The sequence below is a fragment of the Streptomyces pratensis genome, assembly GCF_016804005.1.
Taxonomy (GTDB): domain Bacteria; phylum Actinomycetota; class Actinomycetes; order Streptomycetales; family Streptomycetaceae; genus Streptomyces; species Streptomyces pratensis_A.
Genome location: NZ_CP051486.1, coordinates 5,379,818 through 5,399,410, shown reverse-complemented (window position 1 = coordinate 5,399,410; position 19,593 = coordinate 5,379,818). Strand labels below are relative to the sequence as shown.

Annotated in this window: 14 protein-coding genes; 13 read left to right on the top strand and 1 reads right to left on the bottom strand. The window is 72.2% G+C overall.

The window, feature by feature from the left end; all coding sequences use genetic code 11:
- Positions 1 to 314 precede the first annotated feature (314 nt).
- The 8 genes from HED23_RS22030 (at position 315) to HED23_RS21995 (ending at position 11,395) form a co-directional block, all read left to right on the top strand.
- Positions 315 to 1,385 (top strand): methionine ABC transporter ATP-binding protein, encoded by a 1,071-nt coding sequence (locus HED23_RS22030; RefSeq protein WP_203185100.1) that lies wholly within the window; start codon positions 315 to 317, stop codon positions 1,383 to 1,385.
- Positions 1,382 to 2,053: a methionine ABC transporter permease gene (locus tag HED23_RS22025; protein ID WP_203185099.1), complete on the top strand. Its 672-nt coding sequence runs from the start codon at positions 1,382 to 1,384 to the stop codon at positions 2,051 to 2,053. The genes HED23_RS22030 and HED23_RS22025 overlap by 4 nt, the downstream gene beginning before the upstream one ends.
- A gap of 73 nt (positions 2,054 to 2,126) precedes the next feature.
- Positions 2,127 to 2,993: a MetQ/NlpA family ABC transporter substrate-binding protein gene (locus tag HED23_RS22020; RefSeq protein ID WP_203185098.1), complete on the top strand. Its 867-nt coding sequence runs from the start codon at positions 2,127 to 2,129 to the stop codon at positions 2,991 to 2,993.
- A 141-nt stretch (positions 2,994 to 3,134) separates the two neighbouring features.
- Positions 3,135 to 3,773 carry a GNAT family N-acetyltransferase gene (locus tag HED23_RS22015; protein ID WP_203185097.1) on the top strand — a complete coding sequence of 213 codons (639 nt, stop codon included), beginning with the start codon at positions 3,135 to 3,137 and terminating at the stop codon, positions 3,771 to 3,773.
- 118 nt (positions 3,774 to 3,891) lie between these two features.
- The gene (gene cbiE, locus HED23_RS22010) at positions 3,892 to 5,115 is read left to right on the top strand and encodes a precorrin-6y C5,15-methyltransferase (decarboxylating) subunit CbiE (protein WP_203185096.1); all 1,224 of its coding nucleotides are present in this window, start codon (positions 3,892 to 3,894) and stop codon (positions 5,113 to 5,115) included.
- A gap of 333 nt (positions 5,116 to 5,448) precedes the next feature.
- On the top strand, positions 5,449 to 8,769 hold the full coding sequence (gene cobT, locus HED23_RS22005; RefSeq protein ID WP_203185095.1) for a nicotinate-nucleotide--dimethylbenzimidazole phosphoribosyltransferase: 3,321 nt from the start codon (positions 5,449 to 5,451) through the stop codon (positions 8,767 to 8,769).
- A 450-nt stretch (positions 8,770 to 9,219) separates the two neighbouring features.
- Positions 9,220 to 10,473: a uroporphyrinogen-III C-methyltransferase gene (cobA, locus tag HED23_RS22000; RefSeq protein ID WP_203185094.1), complete on the top strand. Its 1,254-nt coding sequence runs from the start codon at positions 9,220 to 9,222 to the stop codon at positions 10,471 to 10,473.
- Between the two features lie 97 nt (positions 10,474 to 10,570).
- On the top strand, positions 10,571 to 11,395 hold the full coding sequence (locus HED23_RS21995) for a TrmH family RNA methyltransferase (protein ID WP_203185093.1): 825 nt from the start codon (positions 10,571 to 10,573) through the stop codon (positions 11,393 to 11,395).
- A 16-nt stretch (positions 11,396 to 11,411) separates the two neighbouring features.
- Here the strand turns inward: HED23_RS21995 and HED23_RS21990 are convergent, their stop codons facing one another.
- Positions 11,412 to 12,743 carry a serine/threonine-protein kinase gene (locus HED23_RS21990; RefSeq protein WP_203185092.1) on the bottom strand — a complete coding sequence of 444 codons (1,332 nt, stop codon included), beginning with the start codon at positions 12,741 to 12,743 and terminating at the stop codon, positions 11,412 to 11,414.
- A 205-nt stretch (positions 12,744 to 12,948) separates the two neighbouring features.
- On the opposite strand from HED23_RS21990, the gene HED23_RS21985 reads away from it, so the two are divergent.
- From HED23_RS21985 to HED23_RS21965, 5 genes are all read left to right on the top strand, one after another.
- Positions 12,949 to 13,206, top strand: coding sequence for a hypothetical protein (locus tag HED23_RS21985; protein ID WP_203185091.1), 258 nt, complete (start codon positions 12,949 to 12,951; stop codon positions 13,204 to 13,206).
- A 744-nt stretch (positions 13,207 to 13,950) separates the two neighbouring features.
- Entirely contained in the window at positions 13,951 to 14,745 is a 795-nt protein-coding gene (locus HED23_RS21980) for an IclR family transcriptional regulator (protein WP_203185090.1), read from the top strand.
- Positions 14,746 to 15,079: 334 nt separating this feature from the next.
- Positions 15,080 to 16,666, top strand: coding sequence for an OPT/YSL family transporter (locus HED23_RS21975; RefSeq protein WP_203187592.1), 1,587 nt, complete (start codon positions 15,080 to 15,082; stop codon positions 16,664 to 16,666).
- Positions 16,667 to 16,732: 66 nt separating this feature from the next.
- Complete coding sequence (locus HED23_RS21970; RefSeq protein ID WP_238442303.1) at positions 16,733 to 17,791, top strand: hypothetical protein; 1,059 nt, start codon at positions 16,733 to 16,735, stop codon at positions 17,789 to 17,791.
- A 171-nt stretch (positions 17,792 to 17,962) separates the two neighbouring features.
- A complete protein-coding gene (locus HED23_RS21965) occupies positions 17,963 to 19,264 on the top strand; it encodes an alpha/beta fold hydrolase (protein ID WP_203185088.1) in 1,302 nt (433 codons plus the stop codon).
- Positions 19,265 to 19,593 lie beyond the last annotated feature (329 nt).

Sequence of the window (19,593 nt, the reverse complement as noted above, 5' to 3'; positions counted from 1 at the left end):
TACTTGGGGCATGACCACGACGAGCTACCGCAGCCCTGCGACCGAGGCGATCCTGACGCCCGGTGCTCGTTGTATGTGTCGAATGCGCGCCTTCTGAGGGCCCCCGCCTGAGCCTCGCGCCCCGAAGCGAGACCGAGCCCGTGCCGTCCGCACCCAGCGGATCGAGCAGGCCCGGGCATGCCCCGCGCCCGGCGGCCCCGCCGGGACGGACCATGCCGAGACTCCACCGGTCGACCACTGAGAAAAGTCTCACCAGACGATTGCCCCGTGCCCGGCGGACACCGCGCCGCGCACTCGACAGTGACGGAAACCCTGTGATCACCACTTCGGGCCTCACGAAGGTCTACCAGTCACGCGGCCGTGAGGTCACCGCCCTGGACGGCGTGGACCTGCACGTCCACGAAGGCGAGGTCTACGGCGTCATCGGACAGAGCGGCGCCGGCAAGTCCTCCCTCATCCGCTGCGTCAACCTCCTCGAACGCCCCACCTCGGGCACCGTGACGGTCGCCGGACAGGACCTCACGGCCCTCGCCGGCCGGGGCCGCCGCGCCGGCAAGGAGCTCCGCCGGGCCCGCAGCCGCATCGGCATGGTCTTCCAGCACTTCAACCTGCTCGACTCGCGCACGGTCCGGGACAACGTCGAGCTCCCCCTGGAGATCCTCGGGCTCTCCGGACAGGCCCGCACCCGCAAGGCGCTCGAGCTCCTCGACCTCGTCGGTCTCGCCGACAAGGCGAAGGCCTACCCCGGCCAGCTGTCCGGCGGCCAGAAGCAGCGCGTCGGCATCGCCCGCGCCCTCGCGGGGGACCCGGAGGTGCTCCTCTCCGACGAGGCGACCTCCGCGCTCGACCCCGAGACCACCCGCTCCATCCTGCAGCTGCTGCGCGACCTCAACCAGGAACTCGGCCTCACCGTCCTGCTCATCACGCACGAGATGGACGTCGTCAAGACCGTCTGCGACTCCGCCGCGCTGATGAGGAACGGCCGCATCGTCGAGTCGGGCACTGTCGGCTCACTGCTGGCCACCCCCGGCTCCGAGCTGGCCCACGAGCTGTTCCCCGTCGGCGGCACCGCCTCCGGCCCCGGCTCCACCGTCGTCGACGTGACCTTCCACGGCGAGGCCGCGGCCCAGCCGGTGATCTCGCAGCTCTCCCGTACGTACAACATCGACATCTCGATCCTCGGCGCGGCGATGGACACCGTCGGCGGTAAGCAGATCGGCCGCATGCGCATCGAGCTGCCCGGCCGCTTCGAGGAGAACGTCGTACCGATCGGCTTCCTGCGCGAGCAGGGTCTCCAGGCCGAGATCGTGGACGGCGCCCCCGCCGCGACCGCCGGCATCCCCGCCCAGACCCCCGCCCCGATCACCAAGGAGGTGGCGAAGTGACCTGGTCCGAAATGCAGCCACTGCTCTCGCAGGGAACCATCGACACCCTCTACATGGTGCTCTGGTCCACGCTCGTCACCGTCGTCGGCGGGCTGCCGCTCGGCATCCTGCTGGTCCTCACCGACAAGGGCGGACTGCTGCAGAACGTCGCGGTGAACAAGGTCATCGGCGTGATCGTGAACATCGGCCGCTCCCTGCCCTTCATCATCCTGCTGATCGCGCTGATCCCCTTCACCACCTGGGTCGTCGGCACCTTCATCGGCCCGTCCGCGATGATCGTGCCGCTCGCCATCGGCGCCATCCCGTTCTTCGCGCGGCTCGTCGAGACAGCGGTGCGCGAGGTGGACCACGGGCTCGTCGAGGCCGTCCAGTCGATGGGCGGGTCCATCCCGACGATCGTCCGCAAGGTCCTGCTCCCGCAGGCCCTGCCGTCGCTCATCTCCGGCGTCACCACCACCGTCATCGTGCTCATCGGCTACTCCGCGATGGCCGGCGCCGTCGGCGGCGAAGGGCTCGGCTCCAAGGCCGTCACCTACGGATTCCAGCGCTTCGACAACCAGTTCATGCTCATCACCGTCGCGCTGCTCATCGTCATCGTGACCGTGGTCCAGCTGATCGGTGACGGAGCCGTACGCCTGCTGACACGGCGGGGCCGCACCACCTCCTGAACTTCTCCTCCCCCTGAAGCCCGAACTCCTTGTCCGGGCGCAACACCATCACCACCGGAAAGAGGCACTCTTCGTGCGTAAGAACATCAAGATCACCGCTGCTGCCGCAGCCACCGCCGCCCTCGCCTTCGGCCTCAGCGCCTGCGGTACGGACTCCGACCCGGCCGCCAAGGGCGAGACCGGTGCCGGTGCGGACACCTCCAAGGCCCTCGTCGTCGCCGCGTCCCCGACGCCCCACGCCGACATCCTGAACTACGTCAAGAAGAACCTGGCGGACAAGGCCGGCCTCAAGCTGGAGGTCAAGGAGTTCACGGACTACGTCCTGCCGAACACGGCCACCGAGAGCGGCCAGGTCGACGCCAACTTCTTCCAGCACAAGCCCTACCTGGACGACTTCAACAAGAAGAACAACACCCACATCGTCCCGGTGGTGAACGTCCACCTCGAACCCCTCGGCCTGTACTCCAAGAAGGTCAAGGACGTCAAGGACATCAAGGCCGGCCAGACGATCGCCGTCCCCAACGACACCACCAACGAGGGCCGCGCGCTCCAGCTGCTCGCCGAGAACGGGCTGATCACCGTCAAGGACGGTGTCGGGACCAACGCCAAGCTCAGCGACATCACGGACAAGAAGGGCCTGGAGTTCAAGGAGATCGAGGCCGCGACCGTGCCCCGTGCCCTGGACGACGTCGACGCCGCCGTCATCAACGGCAACTACGCCATCGAGGCCGACCTGAAGCCCGGTCAGGACTCCCTGGTGCTGGAGAAGGCCGAAGGCAACCCGTACGCCAACTTCCTGGCCGTCAAGGAAGGCAACGAGGACGACCCCCGGGTCCAGAAGCTCGCGAAGCTCCTGAACTCCGACGAGGTCAAGAAGTTCATCGAGGACACCTACAAGGGCTCGATCAGCCCCGCCTTCGGTGAGCCCGTCAAGTCCTGACACCCGGGCGCCACTTGCCGACGAGCCCCGCACACCCGCGTCCGGGTGTGCGGGGCTCCGCCGTGCGGACCCGGCCATGCACATCCACGGCCCGATGCTGCATGCTGGTGGCTTTACACGGTCTTCGGCATGGAGCTGCGCATGACTACCACCTTCCCGTCCATCTCCATCAGCACGGACAGGTTGGTGCTGCGCCCCTTCGACATGGCGGACGTCCCCGCGTACATCGAGATGATGAACGACGAGCTGGTCACCGCCTGGACCGACGCACCGCACCCCTACACCCAGGTCGACGCCGAGCGCTGGGTCCGCAGGATCGCTCCCGGGGAACGCACCCAGGGCAACGGCATCGTCTTCGCCGTCACCGAGTTCCTCACCCAGCGCCTCGTCGGTTCCGTACGGCTCCTCAACACCGACCGGCGCACCCTGGCCACCGAGGTCCGCTACATCACCGCCCCCTGGGCACGCGGTGAGGGATACGCCACCGAGTCCGTGCTGGCCCTCGCCGAGTGGCTCTTCCGCGACCAGGGATTCGAGCGGATCGAGCTGCGCACCCCCGCCGGGAACACCGCCTCCCAGCAGGTAGCCCAGAAGCTGGGCTGCATCAGCGAGGGAGTCCTGCGCAACGCCCGCATAGCCAGGACCGCCACCGAGGACGGAGGCTGGGCCGACATCAGGACCGACCTCATCGTGTGGGGCCTCCTGCCCGAGGACCTGGAGGGCGTCGCGGAGCAGCTGGCCGACGCGGGCGGCTACGGCACTTACAACGACTGGAACTGACCTCCCGCCCGTCTTCCGGAGCCCCCGGCGGGGCGTTGGTACGGACCGGATACGCTCACCCTTGCTCCGCCCATCCCGCGGAGGGACCCGCCTGCTCACACCCAGGAGACTGACGACGATGGCCGACCGGGTCACGGTGATCGGCTGGGACGGCTCGCCACTGACCAGATCGGCCACGGCCGCGCTCTCGGCCGCCACGCTCGTCGCCGGCGCCGCCCACCACCTCGCGCTGCCCGAAGTTCCCGAGCGCGCGGAACGCATCCGGCTCGGCAGCGTCGACCTGGCCGCCCGCAGGATCGCCGGCCACCGCGGGAGCGCCGTGGTACTCGCCGACGGTGACCCGGGTTTCTTCGGCGTCGTGCGGACACTCCGGAAGCCCGAACACGGTCTCGAGGTCGAGGTGGTTCCCGCCGTCTCGTCCGTCGCGACCGCCTTCGCCCGCGCCGGGATGCCCTGGGACGACGCCCAGATCGTCGTCGCGCACCCGCGCACCCTGCGCCGCGCCGTCAACGTCATCCGTGCCCATCACAAGGTGGCCGTGCTCACGTCCCCCGGCGCGGGCCCCGCCGAGCTCGCACTGCTGCTCGAAGGTGTCCACCGCACCTTCGTGATCTGCGAGGAGCTCGGCACCGCGCGCGAGCGGGTCACCGTCCTCACCTCGGACAAGACGGCCGACCACACCTGGCGCGACCCCAATGTCGTCATCGTCATCGGCGGCGGCCCGGAGACCACGGCCAACGGCGCCTGGATAGCCGGCCGCCTCCCCGCCCACCCCGAAGGCATCCGCGGCTGGGCCCTGCCCGCCGCGTCCTACGACGGCGGGGGGGAGGGCGGCGAAGGGGAGTCGCCAGGCCTGCGCGCGGCCCAACTGGCGCGCCTGGGGCCCCGCACCGGTGACCTTGTCTGGGACATCGGCTCCGGCAGCGGAGCCCTCGCCGTCGAGGCGGCCCGCTTCGGTGCCGCTGTGATCGCCGTGGACAAGGACCCCGACGCCTGCGCGCGTACGGCCGCCGCCGTCCGCACCTTCCAGGTCGGCGTCCAGGTCGTCAGGGGCACGGCCCCGCACGTCCTGGAACGCCTGCCCGAACCCGATGTCGTACGGATCGGCGGCGGAGGCGTGCCCGTGGTCACGGCGGTGGCCGACCGGCGGCCGGAACGCATCGTCACCCATGCCTCGAACCGGGACGAGGCGGAGGCGCTCGGCGCGGCCCTCGCGGGGAACGGATACACCGTCGAGTGCGCGCTGCTCCAGTCCGTGGAGATGGACACCGCCGACTGGGCAGAACGCGAACGGTCCGTCGTCTTCCTGCTCTCGGCCGTGCGCCCCGACCTCGCCCCCTGAAGCGTTCGCGGGGGAGCGCGAGGTAGGCTGACCGATTGTTGTACCGCGCCCGGCTGTTCGATGGTTCGTTCGTCAATGTCCGGAAAAGTGGACCGTTTTGGTCCGCAACGTGGTACAGCGCAACCGGGGGACGCGCAACGTGGCGCAGTCCACAGGCGAGCCGGGGCAGAACTGTCTGCCGCGGCGGCGAACGGCCGCGAGAATGTACACCTCCGCGCGCGTTTCGTGCCGCGCGGGGAGCCCGCTCGTTCTTGTTGACGAGCACCGGCGTGCCGTGGTTCGGGCATCCCGGGCGAAGGGCGAAGGAGCACTGACGATGGGCGAGGGGTACGCATGACTGACACCGGCCAGATCCCGGGCGAGGGACTGCCGGAGAACGCAGGCATGGTGGAGCAGCCGGGCATCCCCGCCCCGGACGCCTACACCTACCTCGAACCCTCCGAGCACACCGCCGAGGACGACGACCTCCTCCTGATGCCCGCAGCCCAGGGCGCTTGGAGCGACGCTCCGGCCGCGCCGGCGGGGCTGCCCGAGCAGTTCCCGGCGTACGCCCAGGGCGCGAACGGCGCGCACGCGCCCGGCGTCGCCGAAGTCAACGGCGTACAGATCCCGGCGCACACGCCCGTGCAGGTCCCGGCTGCCGCCGCACCGGCCCGGCGCCCCCTGCACCGCGGCCCGGCGCCCACCGGCGCTCCCTCCTACGGGGGCACGCCCACCGGCGGAGTGGTCCGCTCGCTCGCGGACCGCGGGCCGGCGGGTCCGCAGACGATGCACGTGCGCCACGCCGGACCGGCCACGACCGGTCCCGAATACTTCGACGTCCCGGCGGACGACGCGGCCGTGCTCCCGGGCCCGCAGCTGGGCGAGATCCCGCCTCAGGGCGCGCCCGCTTGGGGCGCGCCGGAGCCGGTTCCCGCACCGCAGCCGGCTGCTCCCGAGCCGGCCGCCGCTTCCGAGCCGGTCCCGGCTCCTGAGCCGGTTCCTGCTCCCGAGCCGGCCACCGCTTACGAGGCGATCCCGGAGTCCGCAGCCTCCGTCGCGCCTGCTGAGCACGTCGACCACATCGCGCCCGTCGACCACGTCGCGCCCGTCGAACCGGCTGAGGCGGTGGAACCCCTCGCGCCCGAGGCCCCCTCAGAGGCAGTCGCCCCGGTGCCTGTGGCGGCGATCGCCGAGGAGCCTTCCGCGGCAGCCCCGGCGGAGGCCCCGGCCGCCGTGCCGCTGGAAGCTCCCGTCGAGGCGGCCGCAGCCGTACCGCCGCAGAGTCCCGCCGATGACCCCGTCGAACTTCCCGTGGAGACCGCCGCCCCGGTCGAGCCCGCGGGCTCGTTCGTGCCCCTCCAGGGGTCCGAACCGACGGCTCCGCACGCCGCCCCGGCACCTGTGACCGAGACGGTGAGCCCCGACACCGAGCCCCAGCAGGCCGCTGATCCCGCACCGCAGCCCGTGCCCGGGGCCCAGGTGGAACCGGAGCCGGTCGCCGTCCAGGAGCCCGAGTCGGCTCCCGGGATCCAGGCGGAGCCCGTAGTAGCTGCTGAGATCCAGGCAGAGCCGGTCGAGGAGCCGGTCGCGGCACCCGAACCGGCTCCCGAGCCCGTTCCTGTGCCGCAGGCGGGTCCCCAGATCCTTGCCGAGCCGGAGCCCGGCACCGGACCCGAGATCATCGAGACCCCTGAAGCCGAGACCCCTGAAGCCGAGAGCCCGGTGGTCGAGACCCCGGCAGCCGCGACTCCGGAGGCGCAGCCCCTGGAGGCGGCGATTCCGGCAACCGAGGTGCCGGCCCCCGTGGAGGTCGCTCCCGAGGAGGCCCCGGTCGCCGAGGTGACGGAAGAGACCGCTGCCCCCGAGGCCGAGGCCGTGGCCCCCGCCGAGGCCGAAACCGATGCCGAGGTCGAGGCGGATGCCGAAGCCGTCCTCGTCTCCGCCCCGGCGCCCGGCTACGACGACGCCGAGCGCGAAGCGGTCCTGCGAGTGATGCGTGAACGGCGCGACATCCGCAACGGCTTCCGCAGCGACCCGATCCCGCACGAGGTCCTCCTGCGCGTCCTGGAAGCCGCGCACACCGCACCGAGCGTCGGCCATTCGCAGCCCTGGGACTTCGTCGTCATCCGCTCCGCGGAGACGCGCCGCTCCATGCACGAACTGGCACAGCGTCAGCGCGAGGCATACGCCAAGTCCCTGCCCAAGGGCCGCGCCAAGCAGTTCAAGGAAATGAAGATCGAGGCCATCCTCGACACACCGGTGAACATCGTCGTCACCGCCGACCCCACCCGTGGCGGCCGCCACACCCTCGGCCGGCACACCCAGCCGCAGATGGCCCCGTACTCGTCGGCGCTCGCCGTGGAGAACCTGTGGCTCGCCGCCCGCGCGGAGGGCCTCGGTGTCGGCTGGGTCAGCTTCTTCGACGAGCGGGAGATGGTCCGTGCGCTGGGGCTGCCCGAGCACCTCGAAGTCGTGGCCTACCTCTGTGTCGGATACGTCGACGAATTCCCCGAGGAACCCGAGCTGATGCAGGCGGGCTGGTCCAAGCGCCGTCCGCTGTCCTGGGTCGTCCACGAGGAGACGTACGGCCGCCGCGCCCTGCCCGGTGAGGAGCCGCACAGCCTCCTCCAGGAAACCATCGCCGGTATCCGCCCCCTGGACGCCAAGGCGCTCGGCGAGGCCTGGGAACGCCAGAAGCGGATGACGAAGCCCGCAGGCGCGCTCGGCATGCTGGAGATCATCTCCGCCCAGCTGTCCGGGCTCTCCCGGCTGTGCCCGCCGCCCGTACCGGAGCCCGCCGCCGTCGCGATCTTCGCCGGCGACCACGGGGTCCACGCGCAGGGCGTCACGGCGTGGCCGCAGGAGGTCACCGGGCAGATGGTCGCCAACTTCCTCGGCGGCGGCGCCGTCTGCAACGCCTTCGCCGCCCAGGTCGGCGCCGAGGTGTGCGTCGTCGACGTCGGTGTGGCGGCAGAACTCCCCGCCACCCCCGGCCTGCTCCCCAGGAAGGTCCGTCCCGGAACGGCCGACTTCACGACAGGCCCCGCCCTCACCCGCGAAGAGGTGCTCGCGGCGATCGAGGTGGGCATCGAGACCGCCCGTGACCTGGTGGCGGCAGGCAACAAGGGCCTGCTCACCGGCGAGATGGGCATCGCCAACACCACCGCGTCGGCCGCGCTGATCTGCGTCTACACCGATCTGGACCCGGCGGAGGTGACCGGCCGTGGCACCGGGATCAACGACGAGATGCACGCACGCAAGGTCGATGTGGTCCGCCGCGCTCTGGACCTGCACCAGCCCGACCCGGCCGACCCGATCGGGGTACTGGCGGCGGTCGGCGGCCTGGAACACGCCGCCATGGCGGGCTTCCTGCTGGGCGGTGCCTCCCTCCGTACGCCGGTGATCCTGGACGGTGTGAGTGCCGGTGCGGCGGCACTCGTCGCCCGCGCGATCGCCCCCGAGGCGCTCGCCGCTTGCATCGCGGGGCACCGCAGCGCGGAACCCGGCCACGTCGCGGCCCTCAACAAGCTGGGCCTGCGGCCGCTCGTCGACCTGGACCTCCGTCTCGGGGAGGGCACGGGCGCGCTCCTCGCGCTCCCCATCGTGCAGAGTGCTGCGCGCGCCATGCACGAGGTGGCCACCTTCGACTCCGCAGGCGTCACGGAGAAGTAGCTCTCACCGTGCCCGGACGCGCCAGGCCGGCTCGTCCGGGCACCCGCCGGCCCGACAGGCGCGTGCCCGGTACTCCCGGTCGGCCTCCGTGACAGGACGGGCCGATCGGGGACCGGGGCCGGCCGATGACCGTGGCGCCGGGTCCTTCGCCCGAGCCGGATACCGGTGCGGCGGATCCTCCGCGCGAGCCGATGACCGGTGCGGCGGGTTCTTCGCCCGAGCCGATGACCGCGAGGGCCTTCCGGCCCGTCCGGCGTCCCGGGTCCGGCGCGAAGAAGCCGAGGTCCGTCGCAGGCCGCCCGAGAACCCGCCGCACCGCCCCGGCCCCGGTGCCCACCACCCCGTATCGTGGTCCCACGCGTCACCGCCTCACCCAGCCCACGTCACCGCCGCTCCACCGCCGCAGCGGCCCGCAGCACACCGCACCCTGCACGAGGAGCCCGCACGACCATGGCCGAGCATGACGATCACCCTGCCTACCCCGTCGGACTGCGCCTGAACGGGCGCCGCGTCGTCGTCGTCGGCGGTGGCCAGGTCGCGCAGCGCCGGCTGCCCGCCCTCGTCGCGGCCGGTGCCGACGTCACGCTGGTCTCCCCGTCCGCGACCGCGTCCGTCGAGGCGATGGCCGACACCGGTGAGATCCGCTGGGAGCGCCGCAGGTACCAGGACGGCGACCTCGCCGACACCTGGTACGCCCTCGTCGCGTCGTCCGACGCCGCTGCCAACGACGCGGCGTCCGCCGAGGCGGAGAGGACCCGTACCTGGTGCGTCCGGAGCGACGACGCCGAGGCGGCCACCGCCTGGACGCCGGCCACCGGCCGCAGCGAAGGCATCACGGTCGCCGTCCTCACCACCACCTCCCAGGGCCGCGATCCCCGGCACTCCGCCGCGGTCCGTGACGCGATCGTGGAGGGGCTCCGCGACGGCACCCTCGCCGCCCCGCACCACCGCACCCGCGCCCCGGGTGTCGCCCTGGTCGGCGGCGGCCCGGGCGACCCCGACCTGATAACGGTCCGGGGCCGTCGTCTCCTCGCCGAGGCCGACGTGGTCATCGCGGACCGGCTCGGACCACGCGACCTCCTCGACGAGCTCCCCCCGCACGTCGAGGTCATCGACGCCGCGAAGATCCCGTACGGCCGGTACATGGCACAGGAGGCGATCAACCAGGCGCTGATCGACCACGCCAAGGCGGGCAAGTCGGTGGTCCGCCTCAAGGGCGGTGACCCGTTCGTCTTCGGCCGTGGCATGGAGGAGGCGCAGGCCCTGGCCGCCGAGGGCATCGCCTGCACGGTCGTCCCCGGGATCTCCAGCTCGATCTCCGTGCCCGGAGCGGCCGGAATCCCCGTCACCCACCGGGGCGTGGCGCACGAATTCACGGTGGTCAGCGGTCACGTGGCCCCCGACGACCCGCGTTCCCTGGTCGACTGGAAGGCGCTCGCGCAGCTGCGCGGCACCCTGGTCCTCCTGATGGCGGTCGACAAGATCGGCGCCATCTCCCGGGCTCTCATCGCCCACGGCAAGTCGCCCGACACCCCGGTGGCCCTGGTCCAGGAGGGCACCACGGCGGCCCAGCGCAGGGTCGACGCGACCCTCGGAGACGTCGGGGAGCGCGTCGTCGCGGAAGAGGTACGGCCCCCGGCGGTCATCGTCATCGGGGACGTCGTCGCGGTCGGCGCGGACCCGGCGGGCAGGCTCGAAGGCTGAGCGCCGGACACCCGGCGCCGAGCGGCGGGCTCCAGCCCCGCGGCTCGGCGCGTCACCTCCGTACCCCACACCACCCCCGACAAGGCAGTAGCGATCCGTGGCTGAACTCATCACCGTCGACGATCCCGACGACCCGCGTCTGGCCGACTACACCGGCCTGACCGACGTCGCACTCCGGCGCCGGCGGGAACCCGCAGAGGGCCTTTTCATCGCCGAGGGCGAGAAGGTGATCCGGCGTGCCGCGAACGCCGGGTACGAGATGCGGTCCATGATGCTCTCCGCCAAGTGGACCGACGTCATGCGCGATGTGATCGACGAGGCCACGGCACCGGTGTACGCGGTCACTCCTGCTCTGGCCGAGCGCGTCACCGGCTACCACGTGCACCGTGGTGCCCTCGCCTCCATGCAGCGCAAGGCGCTCCCGGACGTCGGCGCGCTGCTGTCGCCGGAGCACGGGAACGTACGGCGGGTCGCCGTGTTCGAGGACATCGTCGACCACGCCAATGTCGGAGCGGCCTTCCGGAACGCCGCTGCTCTCGGCGTCGACGCCGTCCTCCTCACCCCGCGCTGCGCCGACCCGCTCTACCGGCGGGCGGTCAAGGTCTCGATGGGGTCCGTCTTCCACGTCCCGTGGACCCGCCTGACGTCCTGGCCCGAGGACGTCGGCCTGCTGCGAGAAGCCGGCTTCACCACCGCCGCGCTCTGCCTCAGCGACACGTCGATCACGCTGGACGAACTCGTCGCACGGCGGCCCGGGAAACTGGCGCTCGTCTTCGGCACGGAGGGCGACGGCCTCACACCCGGGGCGCTCGCCGCGGCCGACGCCCACGTACGCATCCCGATGGACGCCGGAGTCGACTCGCTCAACGTCGCCGCGGCCTCCGCCGTGGCCTTCTACGCCACGCGGGCCGTCTCCGCCTGACCGTCCGTCGGCACCCTCATCCCTGTGGGTGCCAGCCGATGCCTGTCGCCGGGTGGACGGCGGCCCCGTCGTACGTATGTGAGGGGGCGCCCCCCAGCCCGCGTGCGGGGCCCTGACAGCCCTGAGCGGCTGCGATCCCCAGCGCGACCAGCAGCGTGACCACGACGAATACGACGAGCCGCTGGCGCAGCAGCCGCGGATTGGCCGGCCGCCGCTTCCCGCCCTTCCCGGCCGAGGTCGTCCGGACGCCGGGCCGGGAGGCCTGCCTGCCGTTCGTGCCCTTCGACGAGTGGGGCTGCGGACCGGAGCGTGGGCCGCCCCGCGATGCGCGGGACTGCGAGCCGCCGGTACGAGGGGCTGCCGGGCGCGACGAGGCCGGGCGCCGACCCGGGCCGCGCGGCGCCTGGGCCGACCCTCCGGCCGCGCGCCTGGTCACCTGTTCGGTGTACGGCCCTTCCAGTCGGCCCGTCGGCCGGTCCAGCTCCTGCTCGCTCCGCTGCGCGGGCGGCCGACGTTCCTGCAGTCCCTGGGCCTCGCGCGCGGCGATCTCCTTGAGCCGCATGGAGAGCTGCAGCGTGCTCGGCCGCTCCTCCGGGTCCTTCGCCAGGCATGCCCGCACCAGCGGGGCGAGTGCGTCGTGCACGTCGAACAGGTGCGGTTCCTCGTGGACCACCCGGTAGAGCATCACCTCGGAACTGCCGTGTCCGAAGGGCGAGTCGGCCATCGCCGCGTACGCCAGGGTGGCGCCCAGCGAGAACACGTCCGTCGCGGGCGTCACCGCCGCGCCGCGCACCTGCTCGGGCGCGAGGAAGCCGGGCGAGCCGACGGCCGTCCCGACATGGGTGAGCGTGCTGGCCCCGGTCGCCCAGGCGATGCCGAAGTCGATGATCCGGGGGCCCTTGGGGGAGAGGAGGATGTTGGACGGCTTCAGGTCACGGTGGACGACACCGGCCTCGTGTACCGCCACCAGGCCCTCCGACAGCGCCGCCCCGATCGAGGCCACCTCGGCGGCCGACAGAGGTCCCTCCTCGATGACCTTGTCGTGCAGCGAGGGGCCCGGCACGTACTGCGTCGCGAACCACGGGCGGTCCGCCTCGAGGTCGGCGGCCACGAGCCGGGCGGTGCAGCCGCCGCGGATCCTCCGGGCGGCGGACACCTCGCGCGCGAAGCGCGAACGGAACTCCTGGTCCTCCGCCAGGTCCGGCCGGATCACCTTCAGCGCCACTCGCTGGCCGCGGCGGTCGGAACCCAGATAGACGACACCCATGCCACCCGCGCCGAGCCGCCGGTGCAGCCTGAACGAGCCGACGACACGCGGGTCCTCGCGCCGGAGCCGCATCATCGCCATCGTCTGCCCATCCCCGCTGCCGGTCCGCCTGACGAGGCACAGCTTACGTACCCGTGGCGCGGCGCGCTCAGAGGCCGCGCCCTCGCCGGCCCATCGATTGTCAGTCCCCGGTGGGAGAATTGAGAAGTGGTCAGGGAGCCGCGGATCCAGGCTCTGTGGCCCGTGCGAGATCTCAAAGGACCGTCGCAGAAGGGGGATTGGATCAATGAAGGGCGATCGAGTCGAAATAGTCGTGGACGCCGGTGACACGACCAGGACGTACGAAGTGGTGGCCTCCAGGGCAGGCCGGCGGGTGGAGACAGCGGTCCGCCGGGGTGTGGTTGAAGTGAGTGAAGTCACCCGAAGTGGATCAGTTGTCCGTACCGCCCGCTTCATGGCGACCAGGGTGCTCGCCCTGGTCGAACAGCCGGTACCCCGTGAGGACGCCTCCGAGCGCCCGATCGCGGGCGACCACAACTCCTGACGCCTCCCCGGGATCGCGTCGGCCGCACGTCCCCGTCCGGCCCGACACCGGCCTGAAGCTCCTCCGAGCGTCGCCCCGCAGCACTGTCGACCCGGCCGACCGGCCGGAGAGCGCGGCTGGGCGTGAAGACCTCCGGCGCGCGGTGAGCCCGGACACCCTCACCGCACCGGAGGTCTTCACGCGACCACCGCAGCCGGAGGCAGGAACTGCCATCGAGGACCGGGGACCCGGGGCCGGAACGCCGGGCCCCGGCTCCCCGATCGTCCCGGCCAGCTCTCCGGGAGGCCCCGGCCCGGCCTGGGAGGGCCCGGCGCGGCTCCCCGGCCCGGCGGGCACGCCGCTTGCCTCGCGCCCAGGCAACAGCTGCGGACGGCCCCTGCGGACTCCACGGCCCCCGCTGCCGCGGCCCAGCCCCGCCCGCGCGCCTGGAGACCCGCCAGTGCGCCCCCGCCCCGCCCGCGCTCCAGGCGACCCGCCTCCATCGCTGCCGCCGGCACACCGGCCCTGCTGTCGCGGCCCGCCCCGCTCGCGCGCCCGGCGACTCGCCTCCATCGCTGCCGCCGGCACACCGGCCCCCGCTGCTACCCCGTCGAGACGAATCTCCGGCACACCCTTGACACGTGGTCAATGCACCCGCATTCTTTCGGCCAGAAAACGCAACGGTGTTGCGATTTCCGCACCGATCGGCCCTCGGGATCACCGGTCGGCGCTCGATCACCCGCACGGAACCAAGGAGGCCGGCCCATGGCGGACCACGGCACTGACACCACGGTGGAAGCCGCACCCCAGGCGCCCGGCGTCCTGCAGACCGTGGACCGGGCGCTGACCGTCCTGCTCACCTTCACCGAGCAGCGTCCCGAATGGGGTGTCAGCGAACTCTCGCGCCATCACGGCTGGGACAAAGCGGTGGTGCAGCGGCTGCTCACCACCCTGACCGCCCGTGGCTTCCTGATCTGCGACGACACGAGTCGCCGCTACCGTCCCGGCCCTGCCCTCTCGCGGCTCGCCCGGGTCGGCGAGCACAGCGGTGTGCTGCCCTCGCTCGCCCGCCCGATACTCGCCCGGCTCCTGCGGGAGACGGGTGAAAGTATCGTGCTGAACGTCCCGCACGGCTCCAGCTACCGCTGCGCCGCCGCGGTCGACGGGACCGGGCCCGTCCGCTACACCGCCATCATCGGAGCGGTCATGCCCGGCCACGCCGGGGCGTCCGGCCACACGATCTTCGCGTACCACCCCGAACGCGAGATCCGGCAGATGTTCGGTCCCAGCGGACCCGCCCGGTTCAACGACCGCACCATCACGGACCTGGAGGCGCTGCTCACCTGCTACGCACAGGTCCGCGCCGACGGGCACTGCGTCAGTTACGGCGAGTACGACGAGGCGGTCACCGCCGTGTCCGCCCCCGTCCTCCAGGGCGAGGCCGTAGCGGCCTCCCTCACCGTGATCGGCCCGTCCCACCGGGTGGACCGCGCCGTCGACACGCTCGTACCACTGGTGCGCGCCGGAGCCGCGGAGATCACCGCGGCACTCGGCGGCTGAACCGGCTGAACCGGCTGAACCGGCCGACCGGCTGAACCGGCTGAACCGGCCGAACCGGCCGAACCGGCCGACCGGCTGAACCGGCTGAACCGGCCGAACCGGCTGAACCGGCCGAACCGCATACCGCTCGATCCCGCGGCGCCCCGCGCCGCCGGTGCGCCCTGCCCTGCCCGCGCACCGACGGGCGACAGCGCCTCCCCAGTCCTGCTCCCAGTCCTGCTCTCACCGAAGGGGGTGCCCCGTGGCGAACCAAGCCTCCGCCCCGCACCGCGAACCGCCGCCGTCCGGATCCCACCCCGACGACACCAAGGCCCACCCCCGGGTCTTCGAACCCCTGCTGCTGGTCATCCTGGTGCTCCTGGCGGCCGTCGGCGCCGTGATCGGCATCGACCTGGTGTCCAAACTGGGCATCTCCGCCAACACCTCGGTCGTCGGCGCGCTCGTCGCCATGCTGATCGGTCGCATCCCGCTCGGGTTCCTGCGCCGCATGAGGTCCGTGCACCGGCAGAACCTCGCCCAGAGCGCGATCTCCGCGGCGACCTTCGCCTCGGCGAACGCGCTGCTCACGTCCGTGGCCATCCCGTACGTCTTCGGACGTGAGGACCTGGCCTGGCCCATGCTCGCCGGCTCGTTCATCGGCCTGCTCGTGGACGCCTGGGTGCTCTACCGGGCCTTCGGGTCCCGGCTGCTGCCCGCCGACGCCGCGTGGCCGCCCGGCACGGCCGCCGCCGAGACGATCAAGGCCGGCGACCGAGGAGGCCGCCGGGCGCTGATCCTCGCCGGCGGGACCGCCGTCGGGCTGGCCGGAACGCTGCTCAGCCTGCCGCTGTCCGCCGCCGGCGTGGCCTTCCTGGGCAACGTCTGGGCGCTGATGATGTTCGGTATCGGCCTGATGCTGCGCCAGTACAGCCCCGCTCTCTTCGACACCGACCTGGGGGCCGGTTTCATTCCGCACGGCGTCATGGTCGGAGCGGGCGTCGTCGCCCTGGGACAGGCCGTCCACATGCTGGTGGGCCGCCGCGCCCGCAAGAAGCAGAAGGACAAGGAGAAGGCCGCCGAGGAGTCGGCGAGCACCCTCGCCGTGACGGACCCGACCGTCGAGTACACCGTCGACGAGCGTGCCCTGCGGCTCGCCCTGATCCGCGGCTACGCGCTGTTCACCGCGGGCGCCGTCGTCCTCGCGGTCCTCGGCGGACTCGTCGGTGACATGAGCCCGCTCGGGATCGTCGGCTGGGTCCTGTTCGCGGCCTTCGCGGCACTGGTCCACGAGCTGATCGTCGGCCTCGCCGCAATGCAGTCCGGCTGGTTCCCGTCCTTCGCCGTCACCCTGATCTTCCTCATCCTCGGGCTCGCCATGGGCATCCCCTCGGTACCGCTGGCCCTCCTGATCGGATACGTCTCGGCCACCGGCCCCGCGTTCGCCGACATGGGGTACGACCTCAAGGCCGGCTGGCTGCTCCGCAGGGACCACCGCCCCTGGGACCCCTACGAGCGTGAGGGCCGCCGCCAGCAGTTCCTCGCCGCCCTGATCGGCTTCGGTGTCGCCCTGGTCGTCGTCGCCGTCGCCTGGCGCTCCTACTTCGGTCAGGGGCTCATCCCTCCCGTCGCCAAGGTGTACGCCGACACGATCAGGAGCGGCCTCAGCGATCCCGACGCGGTACGCACCATGCTGCTCTGGGCCGTTCCCGGCGCCGCCGTCCAGCTGATCGGCGGAACCCGGCGCCAGATGGGCGTCATGCTCGCCACCGGCCTCCTCATCCTCACCCCGCAGGCGTGCTGGCTGGTCCTCGGAGCGCTGGCGGTCCGCGTCGTCTACCGCAGGCTGCGCGGCCCCGCCGCAGACGAGGAACTCAACCTGATCGGCGCCGGGGTGATCGCCGGCAGTTCGCTCGGGGACTCCGCCCAGATCCTCAAGACCTGACCCCTCAAGCCAACACCCGCACCACACCGCACCACCCGCAAGGCAAGGAGAACCCCCACCGTGGACATGTACAGCAGGCTCGAACCGCGTTCCGAGTACCTCAGCTTCGAACTGGCCCTGGCCGCACGCAAGCTCGTCGAGGAGGTCATGCTCGTCAAGCGCGGCGAGCACGTCGTCCTCACCGGTGACACCAGCAGCGACCGCCGGGTGCTCGAGGCCACCGCCCAGGCAGTCGCCGCGGCCGGCGCACACCCCGTCATCGTCTGGTACGAGACGCTGCCGGGCGCCTCGATGGAGCCGCCCCGCCCCGTGGCCGGCGCGATCGCGGACGCCGACGTGTGGATCGAGTTCGCCGTCTCCTACCTGATGCACTCCGACGCCTTCCGGGCCGCCATGGCCAACGGCTGCCGCTACACCAACCTCACCGCCATGGACGTCCAGATGCTGGTCGCCACAGTCGGCCGCCCCGACTTCCAGGGCGTCATCCGCCTGGGCAAGGCACTCGTCGCACTCCTCGAAGCCGCGGACGAGGTACGCATCACCTCCGTCAACGGCACCGACCTCGTCGGACGAAACGGAGACCGCCCGATCAACCTGCGCGGCAAGCCCGCCGAGAAGCCCGGCGAAACGGTCATGCTGTCCGGCCAGATCTCCTGGAACCCGCTGGAGGAGACACAGGACGGCGTCCTCGTCTTCGACGGAGCCCTGTGGCCGCCGGACGAGATCGGCCTCCTGCGCTCCCCGGTCCGCTGCACCGTCGAGAAGGGCGTCGTCACCAAGATCGAGGGTGGCGCCGACGCCGACACCTTCCGCCGCTGGATGGAGTCCTTCGACGACCCGAACATGTTCCGCGTGGCCCACTGGTCCCTCGGCTTCAACCCCGGCGTACTCGCCCCCACGGGACGGATCGTGGAGGACGAACGCGTCTTCGGCTGCGTCGAGCTCGGCATCGGCACGAAGGGCGCCTGGATCGGCGGGGAACCGTGGGTCGCCGCCGCGCACACCGACGGCAGCGTGCTCGGCCCGTCCATCTACCTGGACGGCGTCGCGATAGAGGAGAACGGTCGCTACGTGCACCCCGAACTCGTCGAGATCTGCCGCGACCTCGGCGTCGCCGGCTACTGAGTCCCATCGGCCGCGGGCAGGCTCCCCACGCCTGCCCGCAGCCGTGCGCGCCGACCGACCTGCGGAACTCCCGCCCCCGGCAGCATTCCTGACGGTACGTCACATCAATGCCCCGGCGCAGGCCCACCCCACCCCACCCGACCCAGCCACTCCCCGCGACAAGGAGCGCCCATGTCCGCGCGCCCGCCCGTCTCCTACCGCCACGGCGGTCTGGTCTGCACCGACCACACCCTCGACGTGCCGCTCGACCACCAGGACCCGGCCGGCCCGGCCATCAGCCTGTTCGCCCGCGAAATCGTGGCCGAGGGCCGGGAGCACGAGGCCCTGCCCCGGCTGCTCTGGCTCCAGGGCGGCCCGGGAGGCCGTGCGGAACGGCCGAACGCGGCGGGCGCCTGGCTCCGGCGCGCCCTCGACGGCCACCGAGTCGTCCTGATGGACCAGCGGGGCACCGGACGGTCCGCCCCGGCCGACCGCATCACCCTCGCCCGGTTCGGTGCGGACCACCTCGCCGCCGCCGACTTCCTCGGCCGATTCCGGGCCGACTCGATCGTCCGTGACGCCGAACTGCTGCGCCGGTACTTCCAGGACGAACAGCCCTGGAGCGTACTCGGGCAGAGCTTCGGCGGCTTCGCCACGCTCACCTACCTGAGCCACGCGCCCGAGGGACTGGCCCAGGCGTACATCACCGGGGGCCTGCCCACACTGACGGGCCACGCCGACGACGTGTACCGGGCGGCCTACGCCCGCACCCTCGCCCACAACGAGCGCTACTTCGCGCGCTACCCGGGCGACCAGCGGCTCGCCGACGCCGTCGCCGGGCACCTGGAGGCGCACGACGTCCGCATGCCGACCGGCGAACGGCTCACCGTGCGCCGCTTCCAGACGCTCGGGATCACCTTCGGCACCTCGGCGAAGTTCGACTCGCTCCACTACCTCCTCGAGACCGCGTTCACCGACGGCACCCGAGGTCCGGAGCTCACCGACACCTTCCTGCGGGGCGTGGACGCCGCGGTGTCCTTCGCCGAGCGCCCCCTCTACGCGGCGCTCCACGAGCCCATATACGCCCACGGGCCCCGCCCCACCGGCTGGTCCGCCCACCGGGTCCGGCGGGAGTTCCCCGCCTTCGACGCGGAGCCCGGCAGCCCGGTCCGCTTCACCGGCGAGATGGTCTACCCCTGGCAGTTCGAGGAGGACCCCGCACTGGTCCCGCTGCGGGGTGCGGCCGAAGCCCTCGCCGCGCGCACCGACTGGCCCGCCCTGTACGACCTCGGCCGGCTGGCGGACAACGACGTTCCCGTGGTGGCCGCCGTCTACCACGACGACATGTACGTCGACCGCGAGCAGGCCCTCGCCACCGCCCACGCGGTGCGCGGTCTGCGCACCTGGGTCACCCCCGATCACGCCCACGACGGCGTACGTGCCGACGCGGCCGTCTTCGACCGGCTGCTCGCGATGGCGGACGGGAGGGACTGACACCCGGAGGAGACCGCCGTCACCCGGTGCCTGCCGGGCGGCGGCGGTCTCCTCCCCTCTGCGGACGACCGGGCAGCGCGGATCCCGCCCCCACGCATACGGCGGGACTTCGAGGGCACCCCCTAGGTGTCGGGTGCCGCAACCAGCACCGTTTCTCCACCCAGGGGAGTACGCAGAGGACGGCCGACTCATCCTCCGGGAGGCCCGGCATTCGGTACGCGGGCATGACGCCGGACTCCTCCCGCCTCCCTAATGTTGAAGTCAAGCGGCGGGCGTGAAACTCGTCCCCCGAGGCCACGCGCCCGCCGCTCCGGAACATGTCAGGAGAG

Excerpts from the sequence above, each read along its gene's own strand:
- HED23_RS22015 (WP_203185097.1), top strand. The coding sequence starts at position 3,135 with ATGACTACCACCTTCCCGTCCATCTCCATCAGCACGGACAGGTTGGTG.
- cbiE (WP_203185096.1), top strand. The coding sequence starts at position 3,892 with ATGGCCGACCGGGTCACGGTGATCGGCTGGGACGGCTCGCCACTGACC.
- cobT (WP_203185095.1), top strand. The coding sequence starts at position 5,449 with ATGACTGACACCGGCCAGATCCCGGGCGAGGGACTGCCGGAGAACGCA.
- cobA (WP_203185094.1), top strand. The coding sequence starts at position 9,220 with ATGGCCGAGCATGACGATCACCCTGCCTACCCCGTCGGACTGCGCCTG.
- HED23_RS21990 (WP_203185092.1), bottom strand. The coding sequence starts at position 12,743 with ATGGCGATGATGCGGCTCCGGCGCGAGGACCCGCGTGTCGTCGGCTCG.
- HED23_RS21985 (WP_203185091.1), top strand. The coding sequence starts at position 12,949 with ATGAAGGGCGATCGAGTCGAAATAGTCGTGGACGCCGGTGACACGACC.
- HED23_RS21980 (WP_203185090.1), top strand. The coding sequence starts at position 13,951 with ATGGCGGACCACGGCACTGACACCACGGTGGAAGCCGCACCCCAGGCG.
- HED23_RS21970 (WP_238442303.1), top strand. The coding sequence starts at position 16,733 with ATGTACAGCAGGCTCGAACCGCGTTCCGAGTACCTCAGCTTCGAACTG.
- HED23_RS21965 (WP_203185088.1), top strand. The coding sequence starts at position 17,963 with ATGTCCGCGCGCCCGCCCGTCTCCTACCGCCACGGCGGTCTGGTCTGC.